Source organism: Marinibacterium profundimaris (genome assembly GCF_002210095.1).
Lineage (GTDB): Bacteria > Pseudomonadota > Alphaproteobacteria > Rhodobacterales > Rhodobacteraceae > Marinibacterium > Marinibacterium profundimaris.
Window position 1 is genome coordinate 1 of sequence record NZ_AQQR01000007.1, and the last position, 26,087, is coordinate 26,087.

Consider the following 26,087-nt stretch of genomic DNA (forward strand, 5'->3'; position numbering starts at 1 on the left):
AATCATAGCTTATGTCAGTGTCCGAAATTTGGGGGGTAGCTCACCTTGCAGTCCGGGTGCGCGAGGCTTTGGTCCTGGCTTAAAGGCTCACTGCGGCGCGGGGGCCGCGTCCATGATCGTCTTCGACATGTCCTCGACCGAGGTCGAGAAGCTGGCGATGCGCGGCGGGAATTCCTCGAAGGAGCTTACGAACTTGTTCACCAGCCCCAGCGCCGGCCCGATCGCCCAGGACCGGTTTTCCTGCCACTCGTCGAAGCCGCGGGCGTCGTGGAACCGTTCGAAAGGGTCGAGGTCGAGACGCGTGATCAGCGGCGAGGTCATCTCGTACTGCTGGCCGTTGAACCAGCGGTCCTGTGCGGTGAACAGGAACTTCCACTCGCCGAAGCGCAGGCCGTGGAACGTCGTTTCGGAGAAGAAGAAGAACTCCTTGCGGTTGGACGGCCCTTCCTGGGTCAGGATTGGCGTCTGATCATAGCCATCGAGATGCACCTTGTAGGTCGTGTCGCCGATCTCGGTGCCCTCCAGCAGGCGTTCCTTCAGGTCCGGCTGGCCGAGCTGGCTCATGATCGTGGGAATCCAGTCCTCCATGGTCATCAGTTCACCGATGGTCGTGCCTTCGGGGACCAGGCCCGGCCATTTGACCATCATCGGGACCTTGAAGGCCCCCTCGTAGCCGCCGACACCCTTTTCGCCACGGAACGGCTGGTTGCCGCCATCGGGCCAGGAGTTCGAGGCCGCGCCGTTGTCGGTGGAGAACATCACCATCGTGTTGTCTGCCACGCCCAGCTCGTCGAGCAGCGCCAAGAGTTCGCCCACGTCGTCGTCCATTTCGACCATGCCGTCGGCATAGACATTCCCCAGACCGGTGATCCCGTCGTAATGCTCGTCCAGGTTGGTGCGGTAATGCATCCGCGTGGTGTTGTGCCAGACGAAGAAGGGCTCATCGGACTCCACCGCCTCGGTGATGAACCGTTTGCTTTCGACCAGCACATCCTGATCCAGGTGGCGTTGGACCTCTGTGCCGAAGGGACCCAGGTCCTCGATCTCCTGCCCGCCGTCCTCGGTGGCGAAGGAATGGATGATACCGCGCTGCGCAAGATCCGCGTCCTCGAAGGCCTGCGCGGGATAATCCGGCTGCTCGGGGTATTCGCCCGCGTTCAGGTGGTAGAGGATGCCGAAGAATTCGTCGAAGCCGTGGTTCGTGGGCAGGTGGGTGTCCTGATCGCCCAGATGGTTCTTGCCGAACTGACCCGTGCGATAGCCCTCGGCCTTGAGCATTTCCGCCAGCGTCGGGTCCTCGGTCGAAAGACCCTGCGGCGCGCCCGGCAGGCCCACGGTGGCAAGGCCGACGCGGATCGGGTACTGCCCGGTGATGAAGGCCGCACGCCCCGCGGTACAGGAGGCCTGCGCATAGTGATCCATGAAGAGCATGCCTTCATTGGCGATCCGGTCGATATTGGGCGTTTCGCCCGCCATCATCCCGCGGTGATAGGCCGAAATGTTCCACATTCCGACATCGTCACCCCAGATCACCAGGATGTTGGGTTTGTCGGCCTCTTGGGACAGGGCCGGTGAGGACACGAGGCCCAGCGCCGCAAGGGACAGGGTTACTAGCTTACGCATGTAACGGATTCCACTTTGAAACTGTTCGACGGAAGTCAGTTCAGTCTGGCACAGATCAGGAATTCGGCAACCCCTTGGTCCAGACAATGGCAGCAGTCGCATGGACTTGCCCGGCGCGCGCGGATTGCCGGGCTTCCCCCTCAATGCCCGCGGCGTGCCGGTGATGGGTGCGGCGCCCGGCTTGGCGCCGGGGATCATCTGGAAAAGCAGCGTGGCGCCGGCCTTCGATGGCGGCACCACGCCGAGGTTGTGGAGTATCTGCCGCGCCCGGTGGGCGGGGGGCTTTCCGCAGGCGTGGCAGGCGGCGCAAGGCTACGGTCGCGATCAGATCGCAGACGACAGCACCGGCGCTTGCGCAGCTCTCGCAGGCCTCAGGCGGCGGCCTTGTGGCCCAGCACCGCGGCCACCGTGGCCCCCATCGCGGAGGGGTGGGGGGCCACGGTGATGCCGACCGAGGAGAGCAGGTCGACCTTTTCCTGGGCGCTTTCCCCGAAGGCGGAGATGATCGCGCCTGCATGGCCCATCTGGCGGCCTTTCGGGGCGGCGAGCCCGGCGATATAGGCCGCCACCGGCTTGGTCATGTGATCGCGGACAAAGGCTGCGGCCTCGGCCTCCTGCGGGCCGCCGATCTCGCCGATCATCATCACGGCGTCTGTCTCGGGATCGGCCTCGAACAGGTCCAGGATGTCCTTGAAGGACGACCCGTTGATCGGGTCGCCACCGATCCCGATCGAGGAGGAAATGCCGATGCCCAGCGCGCTCATCTGTGAGGCGGCCTCGTAGCCCAGGGTGCCGGATCGGCCGATGATGCCGACGCGGCCCGGGGTGTAGATATGCGGGGGCATGATGCCGGCGAAGCCCTTGCCGGGGCTGATGATGCCGGCGCAGTTGGGGCCGATCAGCCGCATCTTGCGGTCTCGCGGGTAGCGCCGCAGGAAGCGTTTGACGCGCATCATGTCCTGCGCGGGGATGCCATCGGTGACGCAGACTGCCGTGCGAATGCCCGCGTCGGCAGCTTCCATCATCGCGTCGGCGGCCTGCGGGGGCGGCACGATGAGCAGCGAGAGGTCTGCGCCGGTTGCCTCCACGGCGTCGCGGACCGTGTTGAAGACCGGGCGGTTCAGGACGGTGGTGCCGCCCTTGCCGGGGGTGACGCCTGCCACGACCCGGGTGCCGTATTCGATCATTTCCTGCGCATGGAACTGCCCGATCCGGCCTGACAGGCCCTGAACGACGACGCGGGTCTCTTCGGTGATGAGAATGGCCATGATGATGTCCTCCGTTATGCCGCCAGGGCGGGCGGGCGGGCGGCAACCGCGGCTTCGGCCGCCTCGGCCAGGGTGTTTGCACTGATGATCGGCAGACCGCTTTCGGCGATCAGCTTGCGGCCGGCGTCGACATTGGTGCCCGACAGGCGCACGACGACCGGGATCGCGATGCCCAGTTCGGTGTAGGCCTGGATGACGCCGCTGGCGATCCAGTCGCAGCGATTGATCCCGGCGAAGATGTTCACGAGGATGACGCTGACGTTGCTGTCCGACAGCACCGTGCGGAACGCCTGGCAGACACGCTCGGGACTGGCGCCTCCGCCGATATCGAGAAAATTGGCAGGGGCACCGCCCGCAAGCTGGATCATGTCCATCGAGGCCATGGCCAGCCCGGCCCCGTTGATGATGCAGCCGATGTCGCCATCCAGCCCGACATAGGCCAGCCCGTGATCCGCGGCCAAGCTTTCGCGCGGATCCTCCTGGCCCGGGTCGCGCAATGCGCCGACCTGCGGGCGGCGGAACAATGCGTTGGTGTCAAAGGACATCTTGGCATCCAGAGCCACCAGCGCACCGTCTTCGCAGACGACCAGCGGATTGATTTCGACCATCATCGCATCGAGGTCGCGATAGGCGCGGTAGCAGGCCTTGAGGACCGTCACCATCTGCCCGACCTGTTGGCCTTCGAGGCCCAGTTGATAGCTCAACTCGCGGGCCTGATATTCGACCAGGCCTGCGGCGGGGTCGATGACCATCCGGATCAGGCTGTCGGGATCGGTCTCGGCCAGGTCTTCGATTTCCATTCCGCCATGGCCCGAGGCGACGATCATGATGCGTTCGGATTTACGGTCGAGCACGAAGCCCAGGTACAGCTCGCGGGCGATCTGCGAGGCTTCTTCCACCCAGAGGCGGTCGATGCGCTTGCCGCTGGCCGTGGTCTGCTTGGTGACCAGCGTCGTGCCCAGCAGTGTCGCGGCGTATTCGCGGGTTTCGGCGTCGCCGTCGCAGAGCTTCACGCCGCCCGCTTCACCCCGGCCGCCCGAATGGACCTGTGCCTTGACCACGCAGCGCCCGCCGCCCAGTTCGCGGCAGCGAAAGGCGGCCTGTTCCGGCGAGAAGGCAAGTCCGCTCCGCGGCACGGGCACACCGAATTGGGCCAGGATTTCCTTGGCTTGATGTTCGTGAATATCCACGTCGTTTCCTCCGGTTGTTTATTCGGCGGCGATGGTCTTGGCGGCGATGGCCTTGGCCGTGTCGATCACGTTGCGCGCCATCTTCTCGCTGGCCGCATCGATCATCTTGCCGTCGAGACTGGCCGCCCCCTTGCCCTCGGCTTCGGCGGTGCGCAATTCTTCGATGATACGCTGGGCCTTGCTGACTTCGGCCTCCGGCGGGCTGAAGACGTCATTGGCCATGGCAATCTGGCTGGGATGGATCGCCCATTTGCCCTCGCATCCCAGTGCGGCGGCGCGGCGCGCGCCCGCCACATAGCCCTCGGGATCGCTGAAATCGCCAAACGGGCCGTCGATGGCGCGCAGGCCATAGGCGCGGCAGGCAATGACCATCCGCGTGATCGAACCATGCCACTGGTCGCCGGGATAATCCGGGTTCAGCCCGCCGATGTTCACCGTTCTGGCCCGCATGCTGGCGGCGTAATCCGCAACGCCGAAATGCAGCGCTTCCAGGCGCCCTCCGAATTGGGCAATCGCCTCGACATTCGCCATGCCAAGCGCCGTCTCGATCAGCGCCTCGATGCCGACGCGGGTAGAGAGGCCCCCGGCCTGCTCGGCCTGGTTCACCATCGCCTCCACCATGTAGAGATCGGCAGGCACGCCCACCTTGGGCACCAGAAGCGTGTGCACGCGGCTGCCCGCCTGTTCCATCAGATCCACGACGTCGCGGTACATGTACTGGGTATCCAGCCCGTTGATCCGCACCGACACGGTCTTGCCTTTCGCGGCCCAGTCGATGTCGTTCAGGGCCTGGATCGCGTTCTTTCGCGCCTGCGCCTTTTCGGGCGGGGCGACCGCGTCTTCGAGGTCGAGAAAGACGAAATCCGCCGCGCTGTCCGCCGCCTTGTCGATCATGGTCGGGTTCGACGCGGGAACCGCCAGCTCCGAACGCTGAAGGCGCTGTTTGCGCAATGGGTGCAGGGTGTGGGACATGAAGGTCTCCGTCGATTGGGGGTGGAAATCTGCGCCGGGGCGCGCGCCTATTCGGCCGCGATGCGGAATGTCGGCTGGCCCGAGGCGGCGCCGGCGAACCAGCTTTGCGCCGCTCCGACACCTGCGCCCAGCTGCAGCGGCGCGCCGGCCCTGTAGAGCGACATTTCAGCGATCGAGAGTGCGGTCAGGCACATGGCTTCGTTCAGATCGCCCTGGTGCCCGATGCGGAACACCTTGCCGGCCAATGGCCCCTGGCCGCTTCCGAAGACGGTGTTGTACGCGTCATTGGCGATGCGCAGCACGTCGCGCGCATCGACATCGTCTGGCACCCGGATGGCCGAAACGGTGTTGGAGTAAAGCGCGTGATGTTCGGCCACCAGCGACAGACCCCAGGCGGAAATTCCGCGCCGCACGCCTTCTGCAAGGTGCTTGTGGCGGGCAATCACGTTGTCCAGGCCTTCGGCGGCAATCCGGTCGAGCGATATGCGCAGGCCGTGAAGGAGATGGATCGGGGGCGCACAGGGCAACAGCCCGTCCGCGTTCATCTTCAGCATGTCGCCAAAGTCAAAGCAGGCGCGCCGCATGTTGGCTGTCCGGGACGCCTCGAGCGCCTTTTCGCTGACCCCCAGTATGCCCAGTCCCGAAGGCAGCATCAGGCCCTCGCTGCCGGTCACGACAAGGTCGGCCTCCCAGGCCTCCGTCCGAAAGTCCAGCGCACCGATCGACGAGGTACCATCCACGAACAGGAGCGCGTCGTGGAAATTGCCGTCCAGCACCCGACGCAGCTCTGCCACGTTCGAGGTGACGCCGGTCGCGGGGTCGTTGTGGGTGACGAACACCGCCTTGATCTCGTCTCTGCAATCCTTGCCCAGCCGCGCGTCGATTTCCTCGACGGGCACGCCCGCGCCCCAGGCCGCATCGATCACCTCGACATCAAGTCCCAGCCGCTGCGCCATCTCGACCCAGCGCGAGGAGACCTGACCGTGCCGCGCGATCAGCACCTTGTCGCCCCGGTTCAGCGTGTTCGTGAGTGCGGCTTCCCAGGCCACCGAGCCCGAGCCTGGACAGAACATGACCTTGCCGGTCTCGCAGCGCAGAACGGATTTCATATCCTCGAAGAGGCCCGATGCCAGGTCCGCGACATCGGGGCCGCGCATGTCCTGCCGCAGCACGTCGGGCAGGCAGGCCGGGCCCAGGTCGAAGTGATGTGACTGTCCGGTTCGCATTGTGATCTCCTTGTCTGAGACCTGCCTAACGCCCGACCATCCGATGCTGCAAAAGCAACCGGGTCCTGCTGTGAACGCAAAAATTCACAGTTCGAGAAACTTGTGAAGTTGTGAATGGTCGCGTATTACATGCTGATGAAAACCTTCATCGGGCCCCGGCTTCGGCGCTTGCGGCGCGAGGCCAAGCAAACCCAGGCCGAGATGGCCAAGACCCTCGGCATCAGCAATTCCTACGTGAATATGCTGGAGAAGAACGAGCGCAGCGTCTCGGTTCCCGTCCTGTTGCGGCTGTTCGAAGCCTACGGTGTCGATTGGCGCGACCTGTCGGACGACGATGATGCGGCGACGCTAAGCCATCTGCGCGCGGCGTTTCAGGATCCCCTGTTCGCGGGCACCAGCCCGGATCTGCCCCAATTGCGGGCGCTGCTGTCGCATGCGCCGGACGTGGCGCAGAGCCTGCTGAAGCTGCATAATGCCTACCGCGCGACGACCGACCAGCTTCTGGTGCTCTCCAATGCCAGTGAAACCAATCTCAGCATCCTGCGCGCCTCGCCCGAATCCGTGGTGCATGATTTCTTCCGCGACAACCGAAACCATTTCCCCGAGCTGGAAGAGGCGGCCGCGCAATTCTGGGCCGATGGCCCCTGCGACAGCGACGACATCTACGCGGCCCTCAAGGCCCGGCTGAAGGACAGGCTTGGTCTGAACACCCGGCTCGTGCCCGTGGCCGATATGCCCGGCACGTTGCGGGAATACGATGAGCGCCGGGGCGAGGTGCGCCTTTCGGAAGGGCTGAACCATCCCAACCGGGCGTTTCAGCTGGCCCATGTCATCGGGCTGATCGAACAGCGCGAGGTGATCGACACCATACTGACCCGGCTCGACAGCGACGCGCCCGCAGGCCTGAACCGCTGCCGCGTGGAGCTGGCCAATTACTTCGCCGCCTCGGTGCTGATGCCCTACGACGCGTTCCTGAAGGAGGCCCTGGCCTGCAAGTATGATTTTGCGCACCTGGCCCTGCGCTTCGGAGTGAGCTTTGAACAGGCCTGCCACCGTGCCACGACCCTGCAGCGCAAGGGGGCCGAGGGCGTGCCCTTTTTCTTCCTGCGCATCGACAAGGCGGGCAACGTGACCAAGAGGTTCAATTCCACCGGTTTCCATCTGGCGGAGTTCGGCGGCGCATGCCCCAGGCTGGACGTGCATACCGCGTTCCGCCGCCCGGGCAGCATCCTGCCGCAACTTGTCGAAATGCCCGATGGCAGCCGTTTCTTCGTCTTTGCCTGCACCGTGAACCGGCCCCGCCTGACACGCCATTCGCAGGACAAGCGCCTGGCCATCGCCATGGGCTGCAGCATCGATCACCTGTCCAGGATCGGATATGTCGAGGATCTTTCGCAAGCCAACTCGAGGGTCACCGAGGTCGGCATCAATTGCCGCATCTGCCCCAGGGCGAACTGCGACCAGCGCGCCCACAACGCAATGATTCTGACAGAGCCCGTGGATATTCACCGCCGTGGGGAAACACGCTACTCGACCTAGCGTGGTGGCTGGCATCCCCGCGCTGTTCCGCCCTCCGCGAGGCCCCCGGGGCCTGCAGACGCTTTGCCCCCATGGTACTGCGCCGAGGGGGGGCAGGGCGACGCGTTCGGTCGACCGGCATGGGGCGCATGAGGTCACGCGGGCGCGGTGGCCCGCGTCGCAGGGGCGACCGCGTCTACCTGAGCAATAGGCCCGGCCTGACTGTCCGCTGTGCCTACGCGCCGTCCGTCGCCAGCTTCTGCGCTTGCGCGACCCAATTGTCCCGGACGGCGCGGCCCGATGTGGCGGGAAGCGCTTCGTCCACCTGGGCGGCCTGTTCGGGGGTCCAGGCGGCGATCTGGTCGAAATGGTAATAGCCCATCTCGTGCAGCGACGCCTCGGTCTTGGGGCCGACGCCGCTGATCTGTTTCAGGTCGTCCGCGGTCCCGCCGCGCGGGGCCGACAGGCGCGGGGGCAGGCCGGACTGGGCAACCGCGGCCTTGGCGGGCTGCGGGTCCGATGCCGGTGCCGCCGGGGTCGCGGAAGGTGGCGTGCCGGACGTGACAAGACTGACCGTGCGCCGCAAGGCGTCGACGGTGGTCTTGTCCTTCAGCACATCCGGCCCGCCGCTGACCCTCAGGTTCTGGCGCAGCAGGAACAGCGCCGTAATGGCCGCGACGAGGCCCCAGAGCAGCCCGGCGCCGCCATCCAGCCCTCCGACCTGCGCCAGGAAGAAAACAGCGACAAAGACGAAACCGGTTTTCAGATAGACCTGTTGGCTAAGCGAGAACACTTGCTCAACTCCTTGTTCCTGAAGTTTAAGATCACGTGATGCATCTGACATGGTGGCCTTCTCCGGCATGGGCGGTGGTGTCTCATCGGCAGTCGCTCCGGGTCCGGTCGGGTTGCAGGATGACACTCCGAAGGAAGTCTGTCACCAATTCCGCCACCCGGTCGGGCGCTTCCTCGTGGGCGAGATGGCCAAGATCCGCCAGCCGCACGACCTCGGCCCCGGGGATCCGGCGAGCGGAGATGTCCGAGGTTGCGGGCGGCACGGCAAGGTCGCCCTCGGCCGCGATCAGGAGGGTCGGGCTTTCGATCTGCGGCAGCCTCGCGATCAGCGGGTCGATCTGCCATTGGGTCATCATCTGCAGCGTCGCCTCTACATGCTGCCGGTCGCCGATGAGGCGCGCGTAATAGCCCAGGCCCTCGGCATCCAGCCGCGAGCCGGTGCCTTCGATCAGCCGGCGCGCGCGGGCCGGGTTGGGGCCGCCCAGCGTGAAGATCGTCGAGGTGAGCGGGTTCAGCGCCAGCAGCCGGGCGAGCAGCGGGAAGGCCCAGGAGGCGACGCCCTCGAACCTGCCGAGTGCGGCGTTGATGCCGACGACTGCCGGGGGGCCGGGCAGGTGGCTGGAAAGAGACAGGGCAATGGCGGCGCCGGCGGAATGGCCGACGATGGCCGCCGGCGCCCAGCCTTCCGTGGCGCAAAGACGGGCGATATCCTCGGTCATCTGGTCCAGGCCGCAGCGGCGCAGGGTGGTCGAGCGGGTGAACCCCTGGCCCGGCAGGTCGATGGCCACCACCCGCCAGTCGCGGGCCCAGAGCGGCAGCAGATCGCGCCAGCTGTGGGTCGAGGCGCCGGAGCCATGCAGACACAGCAAGATCGGCCCGCGCCCCGTCTCCTGTACGTGCCAGTCATTCGTGCCCACGCGACAGAAGCGCGACAGGTCGGCATGGGGCCAGCTGGGCAGGTCGCGGCTCCGGTCCATGGGCTAGCCCGCCAGCGCCGCCGTGACCGCGCGCGAGATGCGGGGCGCGTCGGCATGGGGCAGCGACAGGTGATGGGCGCCGAGCGCGCGGGCCAGCGGGGCGGTCGCCGGAGCGGGCCGGGACGAGATGTCGATCAGCAGGCCGGGCAGGTCCGCGGCCAGGATCGCGCTGGCAAGGCGGTCGGTGTCGGCGGCGGCCTGCGCGCGGTTCGCGGTACCATCGAGCGCGATATTGGCCTTGCCGTCGGTCAGCAGGACCAGCGCGGGGGCCAGCCCGTGATGCCGCGCGGATCGCGCGACCGAAAGGCTTTCGCCCAGGCCGGAGGCCAGTGGGGTGCCGCCGCCGCCGGGCAGCGCGGTCAGCCGGCGGCGCGCCTGCACCAGCGACCGGGTCGGCGGCAGGAGCAGCTCGGCGCCGGTGCCGCGCATGGCGATCAGTGCCACGTGGTCGCGACGGGCATAGGCCTGCCCCAGCAGAAGTTCCACCGCGCCCTTGGCCTCGGCCAGGCGGGTCATCGCGGTGGAGCCGGAGGCATCGACGAGGAAGACCAGCAGGCGGTCGGAGCGGTCCTCGCAGCGTTTCAGGCGGATGTCTGCGGGGTGGATGTGGATGTGCGGCCCGTCGGGGCGCGCGCGTCTTCGCAGGGTCTGCCAGGGGGCCGCCGCGCGAAGGGTCGCCAACAGGTCGATCCGGGCGCGGCCGTCCGGGCGGCCGGGCCGGGCGGGCAGGGGGCGGCCACGGCGGTTGCCCTTGCGCCGGGCGCCGGCGCCGCTGCCGGTTGCGGTGCGGGTGGGGTGCCTGTGCAGCCCGTTCAGCAGTTCAGGCGGCAGGCAGGTGCGCACGGCCTCCACGAGGATCTCGTCCGGGATCCGGTCGAGGTGTTCGGTCTGTCCGTCGGCGGCCTCGTCGTCGGGCCGGTCGTCATCGGGGGCAGGCGGATCGGGGGGCTCCGGCGGGGCCTCGGGCAGGCAGGTCGCGCGGGGGGCATAGACCAGTTCGGCGGCCCGGCGCAGGTCGTCGTCGCCGATCGCCGCGCGGTCGTTCAGGGCGGCCAGCGCGCGGGCCGCGCGCAGGGCGAGCAGCGGCGCGCGAAGGCTGTCGATGCCGAAGCGCACCGCAAGCCCGGTGAGCGTTGCGGCGGCCTCGGGCGGGGCGGTGACGCGCGGCAGCAGCTGGCGGGCCGCGTCCAGGTCGGCGGGCGCGGGCAGGCCGCCTGTCGTCTCGTCATGGCGCAGGGCGGTAAGGTCGGTGGCGAAGGCCAGGCGCTCGCGCAGGCAGGCGGGGGCGCATTCCTCCGCATCGGCGCCTTCGTCAAGCAGGATCAGCCGGTGGCCGGTGCCGCTGTCCAGCAGCTGCGCCAGCCGCGCGGCCAGGCCGGGCGGCACGCGTTCGGCCATGGGCAGCAGCAGGATCGCGGGCCCTGCGGCCAGCCCGCCCGAGCGGACCTGCCGCCCCGCCGCGAGCGAGGCCGTCACGTCGATCCCGCCGAAAAGCGCCTCGTCGCTCAGCGCGGGGTGGATCCGGTGCATCGGGCCCGGCAGGGCGGTCAGCGCGTGGTCCAGGGCCGTGCGGACGGGGCCGGCACGGACGCGCAGTGTCAGTCCCTTCAGCGCCGGATCGACCGCGAGCGCGGCCAGCGCCGCAAGCGTCCGAGCCCACGGATCGTCGGTCATGCCAGCACCTCTTCGACGGCGCGGGTGACGCGGGCGGTGGCGCTGGCCTCGTCCAGCGGATCGCGCCGCATCCGGTGCCCCATGGCCAGCGGCGCCACCCGGCGCAGGTGGCTGCGGTCGGGCGCGGCGGTGCCTTCGTAGGCGGCGAGCGCCCGGGCGGCGCGCAGCATCGTCAGCTCTCCGCGCAACCCGTCGACGCCCAGGGCCACGCTGAGCGCCGCGCAATCGTGCAGCACCTCGTCCGGCGTCCGGGTCAGCGGCAGGGCGAGGCGCCCGGCGGTTATGGCATCGCGGACCTTGGCATCCTCGATTTCCCAGCGCTGCATGAAGCAGGCGTGGTCGGTCTCGAAGGCATCGCGGCGGCGGATCACCTCGACTCGTTCCTCGATCGTATCGGGGGAGCGCACGTCGACCGACAGGCCGAACCGGTCGAGCAGCTGCGGCCGCAGCTCGCCCTCCTCGGGGTTGCCCGAGCCCACCAGCACGAAACGCGCCGGGTGGCGGATCGACAGGCCCTCTCGTTCGACGGCGTTCACGCCGGTCTGCGCCACGTCGAGCAGCAGGTCGACGACGTGATCCTCCAGCAGGTTGACCTCGTCGATATAGAGATAGCCCCGGTTGGCGCGGGCCAGAAGGCCCGGTTCGAACGCCTTTTCGCCGCGGGTCAGGGCGCGTTCGATGTCGAGCGCACCGGTCACGCGATCCTCGGTCACGCCCAGCGGCAGGTCGACCACCGGTGTGGGGCGCCGGACCTGCTGACCGGTGGCGGTCTCGACCCAGTCGGGCACGTCTTCGGGGGTGGGGGAGTTCACCGGGCAGCCCTCGATCGCGGTGATCTGCGGCAGCAGGGCGGCCAGCGCGCGGACGGCGGTGGACTTGCCGGTGCCCCGGTCGCCGAAGACCAGAACGCCGCCGATGCCGGGGTCGACCGCCGTGAGGATCATCGCCAGCTTCATGTCGGCCTGGCCGACGATGGCGGAAAAGGGGAAGGCCCGGGTCATGCCGCGCGCTCCCGGCTGTCCAGGGGGCGGGTGCCGCCCCAGGTGCCGCTGTCGCCCAGCACGCGGAACCGCGCGTAAAGCTCCTCCCGGAACCAGCCGCCGTCGCGGACGGCGCGGATGGCGCGGCCGTGGGGCCCGTCGGTGCGGGCGAAGCGGGCCATCGCGGCCGCGTCGGGCCAGATCGAGAAGGTGACCTGGTGCAGCAGCGGCACCTCGCCGATGCCGATCTTGAAGAGCACGTTGCGGTCCTGCCCGATCATCGCGCTGATGTCCGGCACGCGGCGCCAGAAGCGCAGCGCCACGGGCAGGCGCAGGGTCGCGCGGGTGAGGGCGGCGATGGGCCCCGCCGGCACGTCTTCAGTCGTGCGGAACGGTGCGACACCCGACCAGGCGCCGCGACAGGAGACCGGGGCAAGGTAGATCGTCCAGCTTTCGGCGGCGCGGGCGCGGTAGCGGCGAAAGAGGGGTGTTTCGGCCTGGCGGGCCTCGGCCGTGGCGCGGTCGGGCCAGGCGGCGAGGATCGCGCAGACGCCGGTATCGGGCAGCGGGGTGAAGCCCTCTCCGGTCCCGGCGCCGCAGAGTTTCCAGAACTCCAGTCCCGGGATCCGCCGCAGGGCAGGCCGTGCGAGACCCATCATCGCGAAGGCCCACAGCCGGTCCGTCGCGGCGTCGAAACGATAGAAGCTGAGGCTGACCGTCTGAATGGCTCTGACCTCCCCCTGTTGGCTTACATTGGCACGTCGTCCCGCCCCAAGGAAGGGCAAATCACCGAGATTGTCAAATTAGGTTTACACATGTACGGTTGATTCATGTTTACACATGTCCGCCCCAGCCTCGCCGGACAGGCGGGCATCGCCCCCGCTCCCAGAGTGCTGGTCATCGGCGCCGGACTGGGCGGGCTGGCGGCGGCGATGCGGCTGGGCGCGCGGGGCTACCGGGTCACCGTGCTGGACCGGCTGGACGGCCCCGGCGGTCGCGGCTCCTGCCTCTGGGACAGCGGTCACCGCTTTGACCTTGGCCCCACCATCGTGACGGCTCCGCAGCTCTTCCGCGATCTCTGGCGCGCCTGCGGGCGCGATTTCGACGCCGATGTCGACCTGCGCGCGCTTGACCCGTTTTACGAGATCCGCTGGCCCGACGGCAGCCGTTTCGCGGCGCGCAGCGACGCCGAGGCGACGCGAGCCGAGGTGGCGCGTCTGTCGCCGGACGATCTGGCAGGCTACGCGCGGTTCCTGCGCGAGAGCGAGGCGCGCTACCGCTTCGGGTTCGAGGATCTCGGCCGGCGCCCGATGCACCGGTTCCGCGATCTGCTGAAGGTGCTGCCGACCTTCGCCGCCCTGCGCGCCGACCGTTCGGTTCATGCCTATGTCTCCCGCCGCGTGCGCGACCCGCGGCTGCGCATGGCGCTGTCCTTCCATCCGCTGTTCATCGGCGGCGATCCCTTCCGCGTGACCTCGATGTACACGCTGGTCAGCCACCTGGAGAGCAGCTTTGGCGTGCATTACGCGATCGGCGGGGTCGCGGCGATGGCGCAGGCGATGGCACGGGTGGTCGAGGATCAGGGCGGGCAGTTGCGCTATGGCGCCGAGGTCGACGAAATCCTGGTGCGCGACGGGCGCGCCGCCGGTGTCCGGCTATACGGGGGCGAGATCGCGCCGGCGGATATCGTGGTGTCGAATGCCGATGCCGGGCATACCTACGACCGGCTGATCGCGGGGCGAAAACGGCGCTGGACGGGGCGGCGGCTGAAGCGGGCGCGGTGGTCGATGGGCCTGTTCGTCTGGTACTTCGGCACGCGCGGCACCAGGGACATGTGGCCCGACGCCGGCCATCACACCATCCTGAACGGACCGCGTTACGAAGGGCTGGTGCGCGACATCTTCCGCACCGGCCGGCTGGCCGAGGACATGAGCCTTTATGTCCACCGGCCCAGCGTCACAGATCCCACTGTCGCACCCGAGGGGGACGATACCTTTTATGCGCTCAGCCCGGTGCCGCATCTGGGCCATGCCGATCCGGTGGACTGGGCCGAGATGGCCGAGCCTTACCGCCGCAAGGTGCAGGCAGTGCTGGAGGACCAGCTTCTGCCGGGCCTCGGCGCGCATGTGACGGCGAGCCGGGTCTTCACACCGGACACCTTCCGCGACCGCTATCTCAGCCCGCATGGCGCCGGCTTCTCGCTGGAGCCGCGGATCCTGCAGAGCGCCTGGTTCCGGCCGCACAACGTGAGCGAAGAGATCGCGGGGCTCTACCTTGTCGGGGCGGGCACCCATCCCGGCGCGGGGCTGCCCGGCGTGGTGGCCAGCGCCGAGGTGCTGGACCGTCTGGTGCCGGACCCGGCCATCCTCCGCGAGACTTTGCCCCGGACATTGCCCGACAGCGTGAGCACGAGGACGACATGAGCCATTCCGACGATATCGACCATTGCGCCGCCGCGATCCGGGCCGGGTCGCGGTCCTTCGATGCGGCCTCGCGTCTGCTGCCGCGCCGGGTGCGCGAACCGGCGCTGGTGCTGTATGCCTTCTGCCGGCTGGCGGATGACGCGGTGGACCTGAACGAGAGCAAGGCGGCGGCCGTGGCGCGGCTGCGCGACCGGCTGGACCGGGTCTATGCCGGGCGGCCCCGCGATGTGGCCGAGGACAGGGCCTTTGCCCGCGTGGTCGAGGCCTTCGACATGCCCCGCGCCCTGCCGGATGCTCTGCTGGACGGGCTGGCCTGGGACGCTGAGGGCCGGTGTTATCGGGACCTGTCCGAGCTCAGGGCCTATTCCGCGCGCGTCGCCTCGACCGTGGGGGCGATGATGTGCGTCCTGATGCGCGTGCGCGACCGGCACGCGCTGGCGCGGGCCTGCGATCTGGGCGTGGCGATGCAGCTGACCAACATCGCCCGCGACGTGGGCGAGGACGCGCGGGAAGGCCGGCTTTATCTGCCGCTGGACTGGCTGGCGGAGGCGGGGATCGACCCGCGTGCCTTCCTGGCCCGGCCAGCGATGTCGCCCGCCCTGGGGGCTGTGATCCGCCGGCTGCTGCGCGCGGCGGATGGGCTTTATGTCCGGTCCGAGGCCGGGGTTGGCGCGCTGCCGCCGTCCTGTCGTCCGGGCATCCTTGCCGCGCGTCACATCTATGCCGGGATCGGGGCGCAGCTGGACCGTCTGGGCTGCGATTCGGTGCAGCACCGGGCACGGACGACCGGCGCCCAGAAGATCGGCTGGCTGATGCGCTCGGCGCTTGGCGCCGGGGTGGTGTCGGTCCTGCCGCGCTCGCCGGTGATCTACGCGCGTCCGCTGCCGGAAGCCGCCTTTCTGGTCGACGCTGCGGCCTGCCCCGGGACGGCGCGGGATCGGGCCGATGTGCTCTGCGCGGCCTTCGCCAGCGTCAAGCGCCGGGATCTTCAGGCACAAGCGGACTTGCTGGGCCACCATGCGCGCCCTAGTTCCACTGCATGATCTGGATCTGTTTCTTCGTTTTCCTCGCCGCCTGCTTCGCCGCCGGGTCCACCGGCGGCCTGTTCCCGCCCGGACGCTGGTACGACCAGCTGGCCAAGCCCTCCTGGACCCCGCCCAATTGGCTGTTCCCGGTGGCCTGGACCACGCTTTACATCTGCATCGCGGCGGCCGGCGCGCGGGTGGCGGTGCAGCCGGACAATGCGCTGGCGATGGCCTTCTGGGCGCTGCAGATCGCGCTCAACACCCTTTGGACGCCGGTTTTCTTCGGGCTGCACAAGCTGCGGCTGGGGTTGGTCGTGCTGGTGGCGCTCTGGCTGTCGGTCGCGGTGGCGATGGTGATGCTGTGGTCGGTGGACCGGATCGCGGGGATGCTGTTCCTGCCCTACCTGGCCTGGGTGACGGTGGCGGGTGCGCTCAACCTCTCGGTGCTGCGGTTGAACCCCGATGCCGACGCCGACGCCGATGCAGAGGCGGCGCCAGAGGTCTGACCGGTCAGTCGAACCGCCATCCGGCGCGGCGCGGCACCCGCATGGCCAGCATCGGTTTCAGCAGGGGCGAGCGGAAACGGTCGAGGTCGAGCGCCTCGTGCACGCCAACCGTCTCTTCTCCGTCGATACAGGTTCGGACGGCCGACCGGCAGTAGAACGGCGCGTCGAGCATCGGGCGCACCTGGGCCGGGGTCTGGCCGGCATCGGCGCGGGTTTCGCGGCCCAGCTGCCAGAGGCTGCGGGGCAGGCGCGCGGGCGGCGGCGGGGTGACCGGCCGGGCGCTGCCATCGGCGCCAAAGGCCAGCCCCATCGACAGCATGCTGCCATCGCGGCGTCGCGCATCGTAGAAACAGGTGCTGCCCGCGCGCGTCGGAAAGCGGCCCCAGGTCCAGCTGGCGAAATCGGCCTCCAGCGCGCTTGTCCCGAAATTGGCATCGAAATAGCCGTGGCCCGTCCATTGCCATCCGGCCCCGTCCAGCGCGACGTCGATGGTCGCGGTGGGCGCGAAGGGGCGCCAGACATGCGCGCCATCGGGGGTCAGCGGCAGTTCCACGCCCGTGATCGCCGAGGGCGTCAGGGTGATCCGCCCGCGCAACCGCCCGAACATCGGCGGCGCGCCGCGTTCGTCGATGTCTATCACCAGGCGATCGCCGGTCCAGCGCATCGCGGAGGGGCCGATGGTGAGCCGATCCGCCGTCTGTCGCAGCGCGGCCCGGCCCCGGTCAGTCATGGCAAAACGCCCGCCGGGCCCGTAGGTGGCGACGTTGAGGCAGACGTGGTTTTCGGGCGCGCGGCGCCCCGACCAGGCGTACCAGGGCGAAAAGACCGACCCTATGAACCCGATGACGCTGACGGCGCGCCGGTGGTCGGCGCTGAGCCCGTCGACATACCACCAGGCGTATCCGTCCGGCGGGACCGAGAGGTCGAAGTTCGGTCGTCCAAGATCGCCTCGGCCGCATGCCGGGCGGAGAGCGTCGCCATCGGCAGCCCCGCCCCGGGATGCGTGCCGCCGCCCGCCAGATACAGACCCCGGATCGCCGTGCGCGCCGTCGGGCGGCGGAAGGCGGCCATCATCCCGTGCGGGCTCTGCCCGTAGAGCGAGCCGAGGGAGTGCGGGAACAGGCGGTCGAACTCCGCCGGCGTCGTCAGGCAGGATGTCGGGGGCAGCGGATCGAAGGTCAGGCCGAACCGGGCCAGCGTGTCGAAGGTCTCTGTCGGGCATGGCCGGGCCTCGGTTTCGGTGTCGGTTTCGGGGGCCGCCGGAGCGAGCGGCGGCGCGTTGGCGATGATCTCGAAACGCTCCACGTCGGGCGGTGCCTGGTTATGGCCGCGGTCCTGGGCGCAAATGTAAAGTGTCGGCGAAGGGCTGCGCCGGCCGCGGGCGAGGCTGTCGAATTCGGGTTTCGGGTCGTCGCGGAAGAAGACGTTGTGATGGGTCAGCTCGGGCCCTCTTGCCCGGGCGGCGAAGGCCCAGACATCGGCGGACAGCGCGCGCGCTTCGGCCATCACCCCGGGCGCCACAGGGCGGCAGCCGGGGCCGAGCGCGCCGCAGGTCAGCGCGCGCGGATCGCCGTTGAACACGATCATGTCGGCCGCGATGTGCGTGCCGTCGGCGAGTGTGACACCGGTGACGACGCCATGCTCCGTCTCGATCCGGTCCACATGGGCGCCCAGCCGGATGCAGGCGCCCCGCGCTCCGGCGATCCGGGCCAGGGCCTGCGCAAGGCGGTGCAGGCCGCCCTCCACCGTCCAGACCCCGGCCGCCTCGGCCTGCCAGATCAGCGACAGCAGGGCGGGAGATTCATAGGGCGAGCCCCCGACATAGGTGGCGTACCGGCCGAACAGCTGGGCCAGGCGCGGATCCGAGAAGCTCTGACCCAGCATGCCGGCAAGTGTGCTGAAGGGCGCCATCTGATGCACAAGCAGCGGGCGACGCAGCAGGGCGCCGGCCAGCCGCGACAGGCGCGGGGCGGGCGCCTGCATCATCGGCCCGTCGAAAGCGGCAAAAAGGGCCCGGGCGCGGGCGCTGAACGCCAGATAGTCGCGCGCGGCACGGTCGCCGGAAAAGGCGCGAATGGCGCCTGCATTGGTCGCCTCGTCGTCGGTCAGGTCCAGCCGGCTGCCGTCGGGCCAGAAATGTCGGGCGAGCAGCGGCTGGCGGGTCAGCGTGACATGATCGTTCAGGCGTTCTCCGATCGCGTCGAACAGCGCCTCGAACACCGGGCGCAGCGTCAGAACCGTCGGCCCGGCATCGACCGGTCCGGCCACCGAGGGCAGGGCGCGCAGCTTGCCGCCGACGTGGTCGTGACGCTCCAGCACGGTGACCGGCAGGCCGGCATGTGCCAGCCGTGCCGCCGCCGCCAGCCCGGCGATGCCGGCGCCCACGATGACGACCTGCGGGCCCGGTTTCGGGCGCTGGGTCCTGGTGTCCGTCCTGCGCATGTCGGAATTGTTGACTTGCGGGTCCAAAATGTCCAGTTTGATTTACACATTTGGTGTCTCAAGTTCGGGACACGACCCAGCGGGAGAACCGGAATGGCGATTGTGGATCGTATCGAGGCTTCGATTGGGCGGGCGCTCGAGATCCCGCAGGGCGGGCTTGCGCCCGCGGCCCTGGCCGAGGCGCTGCCCTATGCCGTCTTGCCGGGCGGGGCGCGGATCCGGCCCACCATCCTGATGTCCGTCGCGCTGGCCTGCGGAGACGACCGGCCCGAACTGTCGGATGCCGCGGCGGCCGCGCTGGAGCTGATCCATTGCGCCAGCCTCGTGCATGACGATCTGCCCTGTTTCGACGATGCCGGGCTGCGGCGCGGCAAGCCGTCGGTCCATTGCGCCTATTCCCAGCCGCTGGCGGTGCTGACCGGCGATTCCCTCATCATCCTGGCCTTCGAGGTTCTGGCCCGCGCGGGCGAGGACGGGCGGACCATGCGCCTGATCCGGGCGCTGGCCCGGCGCACCGGCATGCCGAACGGCATCTGTGCCGGTCAGGGCTGGGAAAGCGAGCCGCAGATCGATCTGGGCGCCTATCACCGGTCGAAGACCGCGGCGCTGTTCATCGCCGCGACAGAGATGGGCGCGATTGCCGCCGGTCATGACGGCGAGGCCTGGAACGACCTGGGCGCGCTGATCGGCGAGGCTTTCCAGGTTGCCGACGATCTGCGCGATGCCCTGATGGGCGAGGAGGCGCTGGGCAAGCCGGGGGGCCAGGACGCCTTGCACGGGCGGCCCAACGCGGTGGCCGAGCTGGGCGTCAAGGGCGCCTTCGATCGGCTGAACGACATTCTCGCCGGGGCGATCTCGTCGATCCCCTCCTGCCCGGGAGAGGCGGCGCTGGCGCAGATGGTGCGGATGCAATCTCAGCGGATCGTGCCCAGAATGCCGGCCCGATACCGGGCCTGAGGTCGTGGCGGTGGCGCGTCGCCGGTGGCATGGGGTTCGCCTGGACCGGCTGATCGCCGCGCCGCGATTCCAGAGCCTGGCCGCCCGCCTGCCCCTGGCCCGTGGCTTCGCGCGCCGGGATGGCGCCGAGATCTTCGATATTCTGCAGGGGTTTGTCGTCTCGCAGGTGCTGAGCGCGCTGGTCGATCTGGGGCTGCTGCGCCGTTTGTTCGAGGCGCCCGCCCGGGTCGGCCAGCTGGCGCTTGGGCTGCATATTCCGGCCGAGCGGCTCGAGGTGCTGTTGCGGGCCGGTGTGGCTCTGCGACTGCTGAAGCAGCAGCGCGACGGGCGTTATGCCCTGGCCCGGCGGGGTGCCGCGATTCTGGGTGTGCCGGGGCTGGAACAGATGATCCGGCACAATCGCGCCTTCTACACCGACATGGCCGACCCCGAGACCTTGCTGCGCGGCAAGGGCACGACCGAACTCGCGCAGTTCTGGCCCTATGTGTACGGCGCCGGTGTCGAACAGGTCGCCGCCGGGCGTTATTCCGACCTGATGGCGCAATCGCAGGTGCTGGTGGCCGAGGACACGCTGCGGCAGGTGCCGCTGCGCGGGATCTCGGTGCTGATGGATGTGGGCGGCGGATCGGGCGCCTTCCTTGAGGCGGCGTTGCGGCGGTCTTCCGGGCTGTCGGCGATGCTGGTGGATCTGCCCGAGGTGATCCCGGCCGCGCGTGACCGGTTCGACCATGGGAACCTGCAGGGCCGCGTCACCTTCTGGCCGCAGAGCTTCCGCGATGGTGCGCTGCCCGGCGGTGCGGATGCCGTCTCGCTCGTGCGGGTGCTTTATGACCACGACGATGCCACGGTCGAGGCGCTGCTGGCGCGGGTCTTCGATGCGCTGCCACCGGGCGGGCGGCTGATCCTGTCCGAACCGATGTCGGGCGGGGCGCGGCCGGACCGGGCCACGGATGTCTATTTCGCCTTCTACACGATGGCGATGGGCACCGGGCGCGTGCGCTCGGCCGAGCGGCTGGGCGCGCTGTGCCGGGCCGCGGGATTCGGCCGCATTCATGCGCCGCGTCCGCGTCGGTCTTACATCACCTCGGTGCTGACCTGTGTAAAGCCGGGCTGACAGAGCTCTTTCCGCAAAGTGTAAACAAAGATTGACAACTAAGGGTGTCCGTCTACACTGATACAAGGTGATCCGAGACAACTCCGGATCACGGGAGGTGACAATGAAAACCCGCGCTGTGGTGCTGAATGGTCCCGGGGATCTGGCTGTCAAAAGCCTGGCCCTGACCGAACCGGGCGACGGGGACCTGGTGGTCGACATCCGCCATTCCGGTATCTCCACCGGCACCGAAAAGCTTTTCTGGAGCGGCCGCATGCCGCCGTTCCCCGGCATGGGCTACCCGCTGGTTCCCGGCTACGAGGCCGCGGGCGAAGTGGTCGACGCCGCGCCCGGTTCGGGCGTCAGGATCGGCGAACATGTCTTTGTCCCCGGCGCGAACTGCTACCAGGACGCCTATGGGCTCTTTGGCGGTGCTGCCGGGCGGGTCGTCGTGCCGGCCGACCGTGTGGTGCGGATCGACGGCACGCTGGGCGCCCGCGGCGCGCTTCTGGCCTTGGCCGCCACGGCGCGGCACGCGATGGCCGGGCTGGGCAAGACGATGCCCGGGCTGATCGTGGGCCATGGCGCGATGGGCCGGCTGCTGGCGCGGCTGACGATCGCCGCCGGCGCGCCTGCCCCCGTCGTCTGGGAAAAGGATCCGGCCCGGCGCGGGGGCGCGACCGGCTACGAGGTCCTGGCGCCGGAGGACGACACGCGAAAAGATTACGCGGCGATCTACGACGCCTCGGGCGACACCGCCGTGCTGGACCAGCTGATGGGCCGGCTGCGCAAGGGGGGCGAGATCGTTCTCGCCGGCTTCTACGCCGACGGCATCCGCTTTGCCTATCCGCCGGCCTTTCTGAAGGAAGCCCGGCTGCGCATCGCCGCGGAATGGACCCGCGACGATCTCGACGTAACGGCAGCCCTGGTGGAGAGCGGCGCTCTCTCGCTGGAGGGGCTGATCACACACGAGGCACCGGCAGAGGGGGCGGGCGCGGCCTATCGCACCGCCTTTCAGGACCCGGCCTGTCTGAAAATGGTTCTGGACTGGAGAGACGCAGCATGAAGGACGCACCCGACCTGAAGAGCTTTGACCAGCGTCTGCGCGACGAGGCCCACGAAGATCTGGCCGATATCGCAGACCGGGAGCCGACGAAGAAGACGCAGATCATCGCGATCTACGGCAAGGGCGGCATCGGCAAGTCCTTCACGCTGGCCAACCTCAGCCACATGATGGCCGAGCAGGGCAAGCGGGTGCTGCTGATCGGCTGCGATCCGAAATCCGACACGACCTCGCTGCTGTTCGGCGGCAAGGCTTGTCCCACGATCATCGAGACCTCGACGCGCAAATCGCTGGCGGGCGAGCAGGTTGCCATCGGCGACGTGTGCTTCAAGCGGGGCGGCGTCTTTGCCATGGAGCTGGGCGGGCCCGAGGTGGGCCGGGGCTGCGGCGGGCGCGGGATCATCCATGGGTTCGAACTGCTCGAGAAGCTGGGCTTTCACGACTGGGATTTCGATTTCGTCCTGCTGGATTTCCTCGGCGACGTGGTCTGTGGCGGCTTTGGCCTGCCTATTGCGCGGGACATGGCGCAGAAGGTGATCCTTGTCGGCTCGAACGACCTGCAGTCGCTTTATGTCGCCAACAACGTCTGTTCGGCGGTGGAATACTTCCGCGGACTGGGCGGCAACGTCGGGGTCGCCGGGCTGGTGATCAACAAGGACGACGGGTCTGGCGAGGCGCAGGCCTTTGCCGAGGCCGCCGGTGTGCCGGTGCTGGCCGCGATCCCGCAGGACGATGACCTGCGGCGCAAGTCGGCCTCCTACCAGATCGTCGGCACGGGGCAGAGCCCCTGGGGCGCGCTGTTCGCCGAGCTGGCCGAGAACGTGGCAGGCGCGCCGCCGGTGCGGCCGACTCCGCTGGACCAGGACGCGCTGTTGGGTCTGTTCGACGGCTCCGACACCGGCGCGGGCGTGGTTCTGGAACCGGCGACGGATGCGGACATGCGCGGCAAGAACGCGGTGGCCAAGCCGTCGCTCGAAGTCATCTATGACGAGGCATGAGCAGTGGCAGGTGAAGTGACATATGACAGCACCGCCGAGGCCGAGGTGATCCGGGGTAAGCCCGAGACTGCCGCACCGGCCGATGGCGCAGGGTGTCATTCCGGCCCCGAGCTGGCGAAAGCCGCCGAGATGGCGGGCCAGTCCGAACTGCTGGCGCAATTCGCGAAGGATTATCCCAAGGGCCCGCATGACAAGCCGCAAAGCATGTGCCCGGCCTTTGGTTCTCTGCGCGTGGGCCTGCGCATGAAGCGGGTGGCCACGGTGCTGAGCGGGTCGGCCTGCTGTGTCTATGGCCTGACCTTCGTAAGCCACTTCTACGGCGCGCGGCGGTCGGTGGGCTACGTGCCGTTCAACTCGGAATCGCTGGTGACAGGCAAGCTGTTCGAAGACATCCGCGCCGCGGTGCATGACATGGCGGATCCGGCGAAATTCGACGCCATCGTGGTGACGAACCTGTGTGTGCCGACAGCCTCGGGCGTGCCGCTGCGGCTGCTGCCGGACGAGATCAACGGCGTGCGCATCGTGGGCATCGACGTGCCGGGTTTCGGCGTGCCGACCCATGCCGAGGCGAAGGACGTGCTGGCCGGCGCGATGCTGGCCTATGCCCGGGCCGAGGCCGAGGCCGGCCCGGTGGCCGCGCCCGAGGCCGGCGTGTCGGACCGCCCCACGCTGACCCTGCTGGGAGAGATGTTTCCTGCCGATCCGGTGATGATCGGCCGGATGCTGGCGCCGATGGGGCTGGCCGCCGGGCCGGTGGTGCCCTGCCGCGAATGGCGCGAGCTTTATGCCGCGCTGGATTGCGGGGCGGTGGCGGCACTGCACCCGTTCTATACCGCAACGATCCGTGAATTCCGCGCGGCGGGCCGGCCCGTGCTTGGATCGGCCCCCGTGGGCCATGACGGGACGGCGGCGTGGCTGGCGGCGGTGGGCGACGCCTTCGGCGTGGCCTCCGACAAGATCGCGGCGGCCCAGAATGCCATGCTTCCGGCGATCCGCGGCGCGCTGCAGGCCGCGCCGGTCAAGGGCCGGGTCACCGTGTCGGGCTACGAGGGCAGCGAGCTGCTGGTCGCGCGCCTGCTGATCGAAAGCGGGGCCGAGGTGCCGTATGTCGGCACGGCCTGCCCGAAAACGCCCTGGTCCGAAGACGATGCCGCATGGCTCGCCGCGAAGGGCGTGACGGTGAAATTCCGCGCCTCGCTGGAAGACGATCTTGCGGCGATGGAGGCGAACCGGCCGGACTTGGCCATCGGCACGACACCGGTGGTGCAGAAGGCCAAGGAGATGGCCATCCCCGCGCTCTACTTCACCAATCTTATTTCCGCCCGCCCGCTGATGGGCCCGGCCGGGGCCGGCAGCCTCGCCGAGGTGGTCAACGCGGCCATCGCCGGCAAGGACCGGATGGACCGGATGCGCGCCTTTTTCGACGGCGTGGGCACGGGGGATACCGCCGGAACATGGGAAGGCGCGCCGAACCTGCGCCCCGAGTTCCGGGCGCAGAACCTGAAGAAGATCGAGAAGAAGCGGCGCGCGGCCGCGGCGCAGGAGATGATCTGATGCTGGTGCAGGATCATGACCGGGCCGGCGGCTACTGGGGGGCGGTCTATGCCTTCTGCGCCGTGAAGGGCCTGCAGGTGGTGATCGACGGGCCGGTCGGCTGCGAGAACCTGCCGGTGACCTCGGTCCTGCATTACACCGACGCGCTTCCGCCGCATGAACTGCCCATCGTGGTGACCGGGCTGGGCGAGGAGGAGCTGGGCCGCGAGGGCACCGAGGGCGCGATGAAACGCGCCTGGGGCACCCTGGATCCGGCGCTGCCGGCGGTGGTTGTCACAGGCTCGATCGCCGAGATGATCGGCGGCGGCGTGACGCCGCAGGGCACGAATATCCAGCGCTTCCTGCCGCGCACCATCGACGAGGACCAGTGGCAGTCGGCCGACCGGGCGATGACCTGGCTGTTCACCGAATGGGGCATGACCAAGGGCCGTATGCCGCGCGAGGCAAAGCGCGAAGAGGGCGCGAAGCCACGTGTCAACATCCTCGGGCCGATGTACGGCACGTTCAACATGCCCTCGGACCTGGCCGAGATCCGCCGCCTGGTCGAGGGGATCGGGGCCGAGGTCAACATGGTGTTGCCACTGGGCGCGCACCTGGCCGAAATGCGCAACCTGGTGAATGCCGACGCCAACGTGGTGATGTACCGCGAATTCGGGCGCGGGCTGGCCGAGCTTCTGGGCAAGCCCTATCTGCAGGCGCCGGTGGGAATTGAATCGACCACCCTGTTCCTGCGCAAGCTGGGCGAGATCCTGGATCTGGACCCCGAGCCCTTCATCGCGCGCGAGAAACATTCGACGATCAAGCCGGTCTGGGACCTCTGGCGCTCGGTCACGCAGGATTTCTTTGCCACCGCCGGCTTCGGGATCGTCGCGAACGAGACCTACGCCCGGGGTGTGCGGCACTACCTTGAAGGCGACCTGGGGCTGCCCTGTGCCTTTGCCGTGGCCCGGGTCGCGGGAACCAAGACCGACAACGACAAGGTGCGCGCCCTGATGGCCGAACACCGGCCGATGATCCTGATGGGCTCGATCAACGAGAAGATCTACCTCGCCGAAAGCGAGGCGGGTCATGGGCCGAAACCGGCCTTTATCCCGGCAAGCTTCCCGGGCGCCGCGATCCGGCGGGCCACGGGGACGCCCTTCATGGGCTACGCGGGGGCCACCTACCTTTTGCAAGAGATCTGCAACGGGCTTTTCGATGCGCTGTTCCACGTGTTGCCGCTGGCCTCGCAGATGGATGCGGCGCCGGCGACACCGACACCGCTGCGCCGCGATCTGCCTTGGGACGAGGACGCCGCGCAGGCGCTGGATGCCATCGTCGCGCGCCATCCCGTTCTGACCCGGATTTCCGCCGCCAAGACCCTGCGCGATGCCGCCGAGACGGCCGCGCTGGACAAGGGCGCGGCGCGCGTCGACCGCCAGACGGTGGATGCGCTTTCGCCAGAGACTGCGTTCCAGGAGGAGGAAGGCCGATGACACTCCAAGCGACAAACCCGCCGCCGCGAAACCCGTCCGGATATCGGCGCACCGCCGAATTCTGGGTCTATTTCGCCTGCATTCTCGTGATTGCGTTGCCGTTCTGCTGCGTCGGCTGGCTGCGCGACGTGCTTCGGCGGCAGACGTTCCGTCTGCCCGGACCGCTCGCCCGTGCCTGGGCCGAGGCGGACCGGACAACGCCTTTGATCTTCTCGGTCTGAGCTTCACCGCCAGACCGGGCAACCGGCTACCCGTCCCGAAGGGCGGGTGGAATCCCGAGGCCCCGCCAAGGCGGGCCGACGGCCCTTGTCGCGGGGGAAGCGGCGTCAGC

23 protein-coding genes are annotated in these 26,087 nt (G+C 68.8%); 11 read left to right on the forward strand and 12 right to left on the reverse strand.

What is annotated here, in order from left to right; all coding sequences use genetic code 11:
* Positions 1 to 87 precede the first annotated feature (87 nt).
* From ATO3_RS16555 to ATO3_RS16575, 5 genes are all read right to left on the reverse strand, one after another.
* A complete protein-coding gene (locus ATO3_RS16555) occupies positions 88 to 1,623 on the reverse strand; it encodes an arylsulfatase (RefSeq protein WP_088651002.1) in 1,536 nt (511 codons plus the stop codon).
* A gap of 371 nt (positions 1,624 to 1,994) precedes the next feature.
* Positions 1,995 to 2,891, reverse strand: a complete 897-nt coding sequence (gene sucD / locus ATO3_RS16560; RefSeq protein ID WP_088651003.1) for a succinate--CoA ligase subunit alpha — start codon at positions 2,889 to 2,891, stop codon at positions 1,995 to 1,997.
* 14 nt (positions 2,892 to 2,905) lie between these two features.
* Positions 2,906 to 4,081, reverse strand: a complete 1,176-nt coding sequence (locus ATO3_RS16565) for a malate--CoA ligase subunit beta (RefSeq protein ID WP_088651004.1) — start codon at positions 4,079 to 4,081, stop codon at positions 2,906 to 2,908.
* 18 nt (positions 4,082 to 4,099) lie between these two features.
* A complete protein-coding gene (locus ATO3_RS16570) occupies positions 4,100 to 5,053 on the reverse strand; it encodes an HpcH/HpaI aldolase/citrate lyase family protein (RefSeq protein ID WP_088651005.1) in 954 nt (317 codons plus the stop codon).
* Between the two features lie 47 nt (positions 5,054 to 5,100).
* Positions 5,101 to 6,279, reverse strand: a complete 1,179-nt coding sequence (locus tag ATO3_RS16575) for a pyridoxal-phosphate-dependent aminotransferase family protein (RefSeq protein WP_088651006.1) — start codon at positions 6,277 to 6,279, stop codon at positions 5,101 to 5,103.
* Positions 6,280 to 6,393: 114 nt separating this feature from the next.
* Between ATO3_RS16575 and ATO3_RS16580 the strand changes: the two genes are divergently transcribed.
* Positions 6,394 to 7,818 (forward strand): helix-turn-helix domain-containing protein, encoded by a 1,425-nt coding sequence (locus ATO3_RS16580; RefSeq protein ID WP_233152187.1) that lies wholly within the window; start codon positions 6,394 to 6,396, stop codon positions 7,816 to 7,818.
* A 214-nt stretch (positions 7,819 to 8,032) separates the two neighbouring features.
* On the opposite strand, the gene ATO3_RS16585 is transcribed toward ATO3_RS16580, so the two are convergent.
* From ATO3_RS16585 to crtA, 5 genes are read right to left on the reverse strand one after another with little or no spacing between them, the layout of a single operon-like run.
* Positions 8,033 to 8,659 (reverse strand): hypothetical protein, encoded by a 627-nt coding sequence (locus ATO3_RS16585; protein ID WP_143747294.1) that lies wholly within the window; start codon positions 8,657 to 8,659, stop codon positions 8,033 to 8,035.
* Positions 8,660 to 8,672: 13 nt separating this feature from the next.
* Complete coding sequence (gene bchO, locus ATO3_RS16590) at positions 8,673 to 9,566, reverse strand: alpha/beta fold hydrolase BchO (protein WP_088651008.1); 894 nt, start codon at positions 9,564 to 9,566, stop codon at positions 8,673 to 8,675.
* Positions 9,567 to 9,569: 3 nt separating this feature from the next.
* A complete protein-coding gene (locus ATO3_RS16595; protein WP_088651009.1) occupies positions 9,570 to 11,240 on the reverse strand; it encodes a magnesium chelatase subunit D in 1,671 nt (556 codons plus the stop codon).
* On the reverse strand, positions 11,237 to 12,241 hold the full coding sequence (gene bchI, locus ATO3_RS16600; protein WP_088651010.1) for a magnesium chelatase ATPase subunit I: 1,005 nt from the start codon (positions 12,239 to 12,241) through the stop codon (positions 11,237 to 11,239). The genes ATO3_RS16595 and bchI overlap by 4 nt, the downstream gene beginning before the upstream one ends.
* A complete protein-coding gene (gene crtA, locus ATO3_RS16605) occupies positions 12,238 to 12,945 on the reverse strand; it encodes a spheroidene monooxygenase (RefSeq protein WP_088651170.1) in 708 nt (235 codons plus the stop codon). Before crtA ends, bchI begins: the two co-directional genes overlap by 4 nt.
* A gap of 105 nt (positions 12,946 to 13,050) precedes the next feature.
* Between crtA and ATO3_RS16610 the strand changes: the two genes are divergently transcribed.
* Genes ATO3_RS16610 through tspO form a run of 3 tightly spaced genes read left to right on the forward strand, consistent with a single transcriptional unit; the run spans position 13,051 to position 16,174 of the window.
* Positions 13,051 to 14,643: a phytoene desaturase gene (locus ATO3_RS16610; protein WP_088651011.1), complete on the forward strand. Its 1,593-nt coding sequence runs from the start codon at positions 13,051 to 13,053 to the stop codon at positions 14,641 to 14,643.
* Positions 14,640 to 15,686 (forward strand): 15-cis-phytoene synthase, encoded by a 1,047-nt coding sequence (gene crtB, locus ATO3_RS16615; protein ID WP_088651012.1) that lies wholly within the window; start codon positions 14,640 to 14,642, stop codon positions 15,684 to 15,686. Before ATO3_RS16610 ends, crtB begins: the two co-directional genes overlap by 4 nt.
* Entirely contained in the window at positions 15,683 to 16,174 is a 492-nt protein-coding gene (gene tspO, locus ATO3_RS16620; protein ID WP_088651013.1) for a tryptophan-rich sensory protein TspO, read from the forward strand. Before crtB ends, tspO begins: the two co-directional genes overlap by 4 nt.
* A gap of 4 nt (positions 16,175 to 16,178) precedes the next feature.
* Here tspO and crtC read toward each other — a convergent pair whose 3' ends face one another.
* Positions 16,179 to 17,018, reverse strand: coding sequence for a carotenoid 1,2-hydratase (crtC, locus tag ATO3_RS16625; RefSeq protein WP_088651172.1), 840 nt, complete (start codon positions 17,016 to 17,018; stop codon positions 16,179 to 16,181).
* Positions 17,006 to 18,616 carry a 1-hydroxycarotenoid 3,4-desaturase CrtD gene (crtD, locus tag ATO3_RS16630; protein ID WP_088651171.1) on the reverse strand — a complete coding sequence of 537 codons (1,611 nt, stop codon included), beginning with the start codon at positions 18,614 to 18,616 and terminating at the stop codon, positions 17,006 to 17,008. Before crtD ends, crtC begins: the two co-directional genes overlap by 13 nt.
* A 93-nt stretch (positions 18,617 to 18,709) precedes the next feature.
* On the opposite strand from crtD, the gene ATO3_RS16635 reads away from it, so the two are divergent.
* The 7 genes from ATO3_RS16635 to pufQ all read left to right on the forward strand — a co-directional run bounded on the left by ATO3_RS16635 (position 18,710) and on the right by pufQ (position 25,977).
* Positions 18,710 to 19,573, forward strand: coding sequence for a polyprenyl synthetase family protein (locus ATO3_RS16635; RefSeq protein WP_088651014.1), 864 nt, complete (start codon positions 18,710 to 18,712; stop codon positions 19,571 to 19,573).
* 10 nt (positions 19,574 to 19,583) lie between these two features.
* Positions 19,584 to 20,687: a methyltransferase gene (locus ATO3_RS16640; RefSeq protein ID WP_088651173.1), complete on the forward strand. Its 1,104-nt coding sequence runs from the start codon at positions 19,584 to 19,586 to the stop codon at positions 20,685 to 20,687.
* A gap of 103 nt (positions 20,688 to 20,790) precedes the next feature.
* The gene (gene bchC / locus ATO3_RS16645; protein ID WP_088651015.1) at positions 20,791 to 21,732 is read left to right on the forward strand and encodes a chlorophyll synthesis pathway protein BchC; all 942 of its coding nucleotides are present in this window, start codon (positions 20,791 to 20,793) and stop codon (positions 21,730 to 21,732) included.
* A complete protein-coding gene (locus ATO3_RS16650; RefSeq protein ID WP_088651016.1) occupies positions 21,729 to 22,727 on the forward strand; it encodes a chlorophyllide a reductase iron protein subunit X in 999 nt (332 codons plus the stop codon). The genes bchC and ATO3_RS16650 overlap by 4 nt, the downstream gene beginning before the upstream one ends.
* Before the next feature lie 3 nt (positions 22,728 to 22,730).
* Entirely contained in the window at positions 22,731 to 24,281 is a 1,551-nt protein-coding gene (gene bchY / locus ATO3_RS16655; RefSeq protein WP_088651017.1) for a chlorophyllide a reductase subunit Y, read from the forward strand.
* Positions 24,281 to 25,756, forward strand: a complete 1,476-nt coding sequence (bchZ, locus tag ATO3_RS16660; RefSeq protein ID WP_088651018.1) for a chlorophyllide a reductase subunit Z — start codon at positions 24,281 to 24,283, stop codon at positions 25,754 to 25,756. Before bchY ends, bchZ begins: the two co-directional genes overlap by 1 nt.
* Positions 25,753 to 25,977: a cytochrome PufQ gene (gene pufQ / locus ATO3_RS16665; RefSeq protein ID WP_088651019.1), complete on the forward strand. Its 225-nt coding sequence runs from the start codon at positions 25,753 to 25,755 to the stop codon at positions 25,975 to 25,977. Before bchZ ends, pufQ begins: the two co-directional genes overlap by 4 nt.
* Positions 25,978 to 26,087: the final 110 nt, after the last annotated feature.

Coding starts and splice junctions, on each gene's coding strand:
- bchC (WP_088651015.1), top strand. CDS start 20,791: ATGAAAACCCGCGCTGTGGTGCTGAATGGTCCCGGGGATCTGGCTGTC.
- bchZ (WP_088651018.1), top strand. CDS start 24,281: ATGCTGGTGCAGGATCATGACCGGGCCGGCGGCTACTGGGGGGCGGTC.
- ATO3_RS16595 (WP_088651009.1), bottom strand. CDS start 11,240: ATGACCGACGATCCGTGGGCTCGGACGCTTGCGGCGCTGGCCGCGCTC.
- bchO (WP_088651008.1), bottom strand. CDS start 9,566: ATGGACCGGAGCCGCGACCTGCCCAGCTGGCCCCATGCCGACCTGTCG.
- ATO3_RS16635 (WP_088651014.1), top strand. CDS start 18,710: ATGGCGATTGTGGATCGTATCGAGGCTTCGATTGGGCGGGCGCTCGAG.
- tspO (WP_088651013.1), top strand. CDS start 15,683: ATGATCTGGATCTGTTTCTTCGTTTTCCTCGCCGCCTGCTTCGCCGCC.
- ATO3_RS16555 (WP_088651002.1), bottom strand. CDS start 1,623: ATGCGTAAGCTAGTAACCCTGTCCCTTGCGGCGCTGGGCCTCGTGTCC.
- bchI (WP_088651010.1), bottom strand. CDS start 12,241: ATGACCCGGGCCTTCCCCTTTTCCGCCATCGTCGGCCAGGCCGACATG.
- ATO3_RS16610 (WP_088651011.1), top strand. CDS start 13,051: ATGTTTACACATGTCCGCCCCAGCCTCGCCGGACAGGCGGGCATCGCC.
- sucD (WP_088651003.1), bottom strand. CDS start 2,891: ATGGCCATTCTCATCACCGAAGAGACCCGCGTCGTCGTTCAGGGCCTG.
- ATO3_RS16570 (WP_088651005.1), bottom strand. CDS start 5,053: ATGTCCCACACCCTGCACCCATTGCGCAAACAGCGCCTTCAGCGTTCG.
- crtD (WP_088651171.1), bottom strand. CDS start 18,616: ATGCGCAGGACGGACACCAGGACCCAGCGCCCGAAACCGGGCCCGCAG.
- crtB (WP_088651012.1), top strand. CDS start 14,640: ATGAGCCATTCCGACGATATCGACCATTGCGCCGCCGCGATCCGGGCC.
- ATO3_RS16580 (WP_233152187.1), top strand. CDS start 6,394: ATGGTCGCGTATTACATGCTGATGAAAACCTTCATCGGGCCCCGGCTT.
- ATO3_RS16585 (WP_143747294.1), bottom strand. CDS start 8,659: ATGCCGGAGAAGGCCACCATGTCAGATGCATCACGTGATCTTAAACTT.
- pufQ (WP_088651019.1), top strand. CDS start 25,753: ATGACACTCCAAGCGACAAACCCGCCGCCGCGAAACCCGTCCGGATAT.
- ATO3_RS16650 (WP_088651016.1), top strand. CDS start 21,729: ATGAAGGACGCACCCGACCTGAAGAGCTTTGACCAGCGTCTGCGCGAC.
- ATO3_RS16575 (WP_088651006.1), bottom strand. CDS start 6,279: ATGCGAACCGGACAGTCACATCACTTCGACCTGGGCCCGGCCTGCCTG.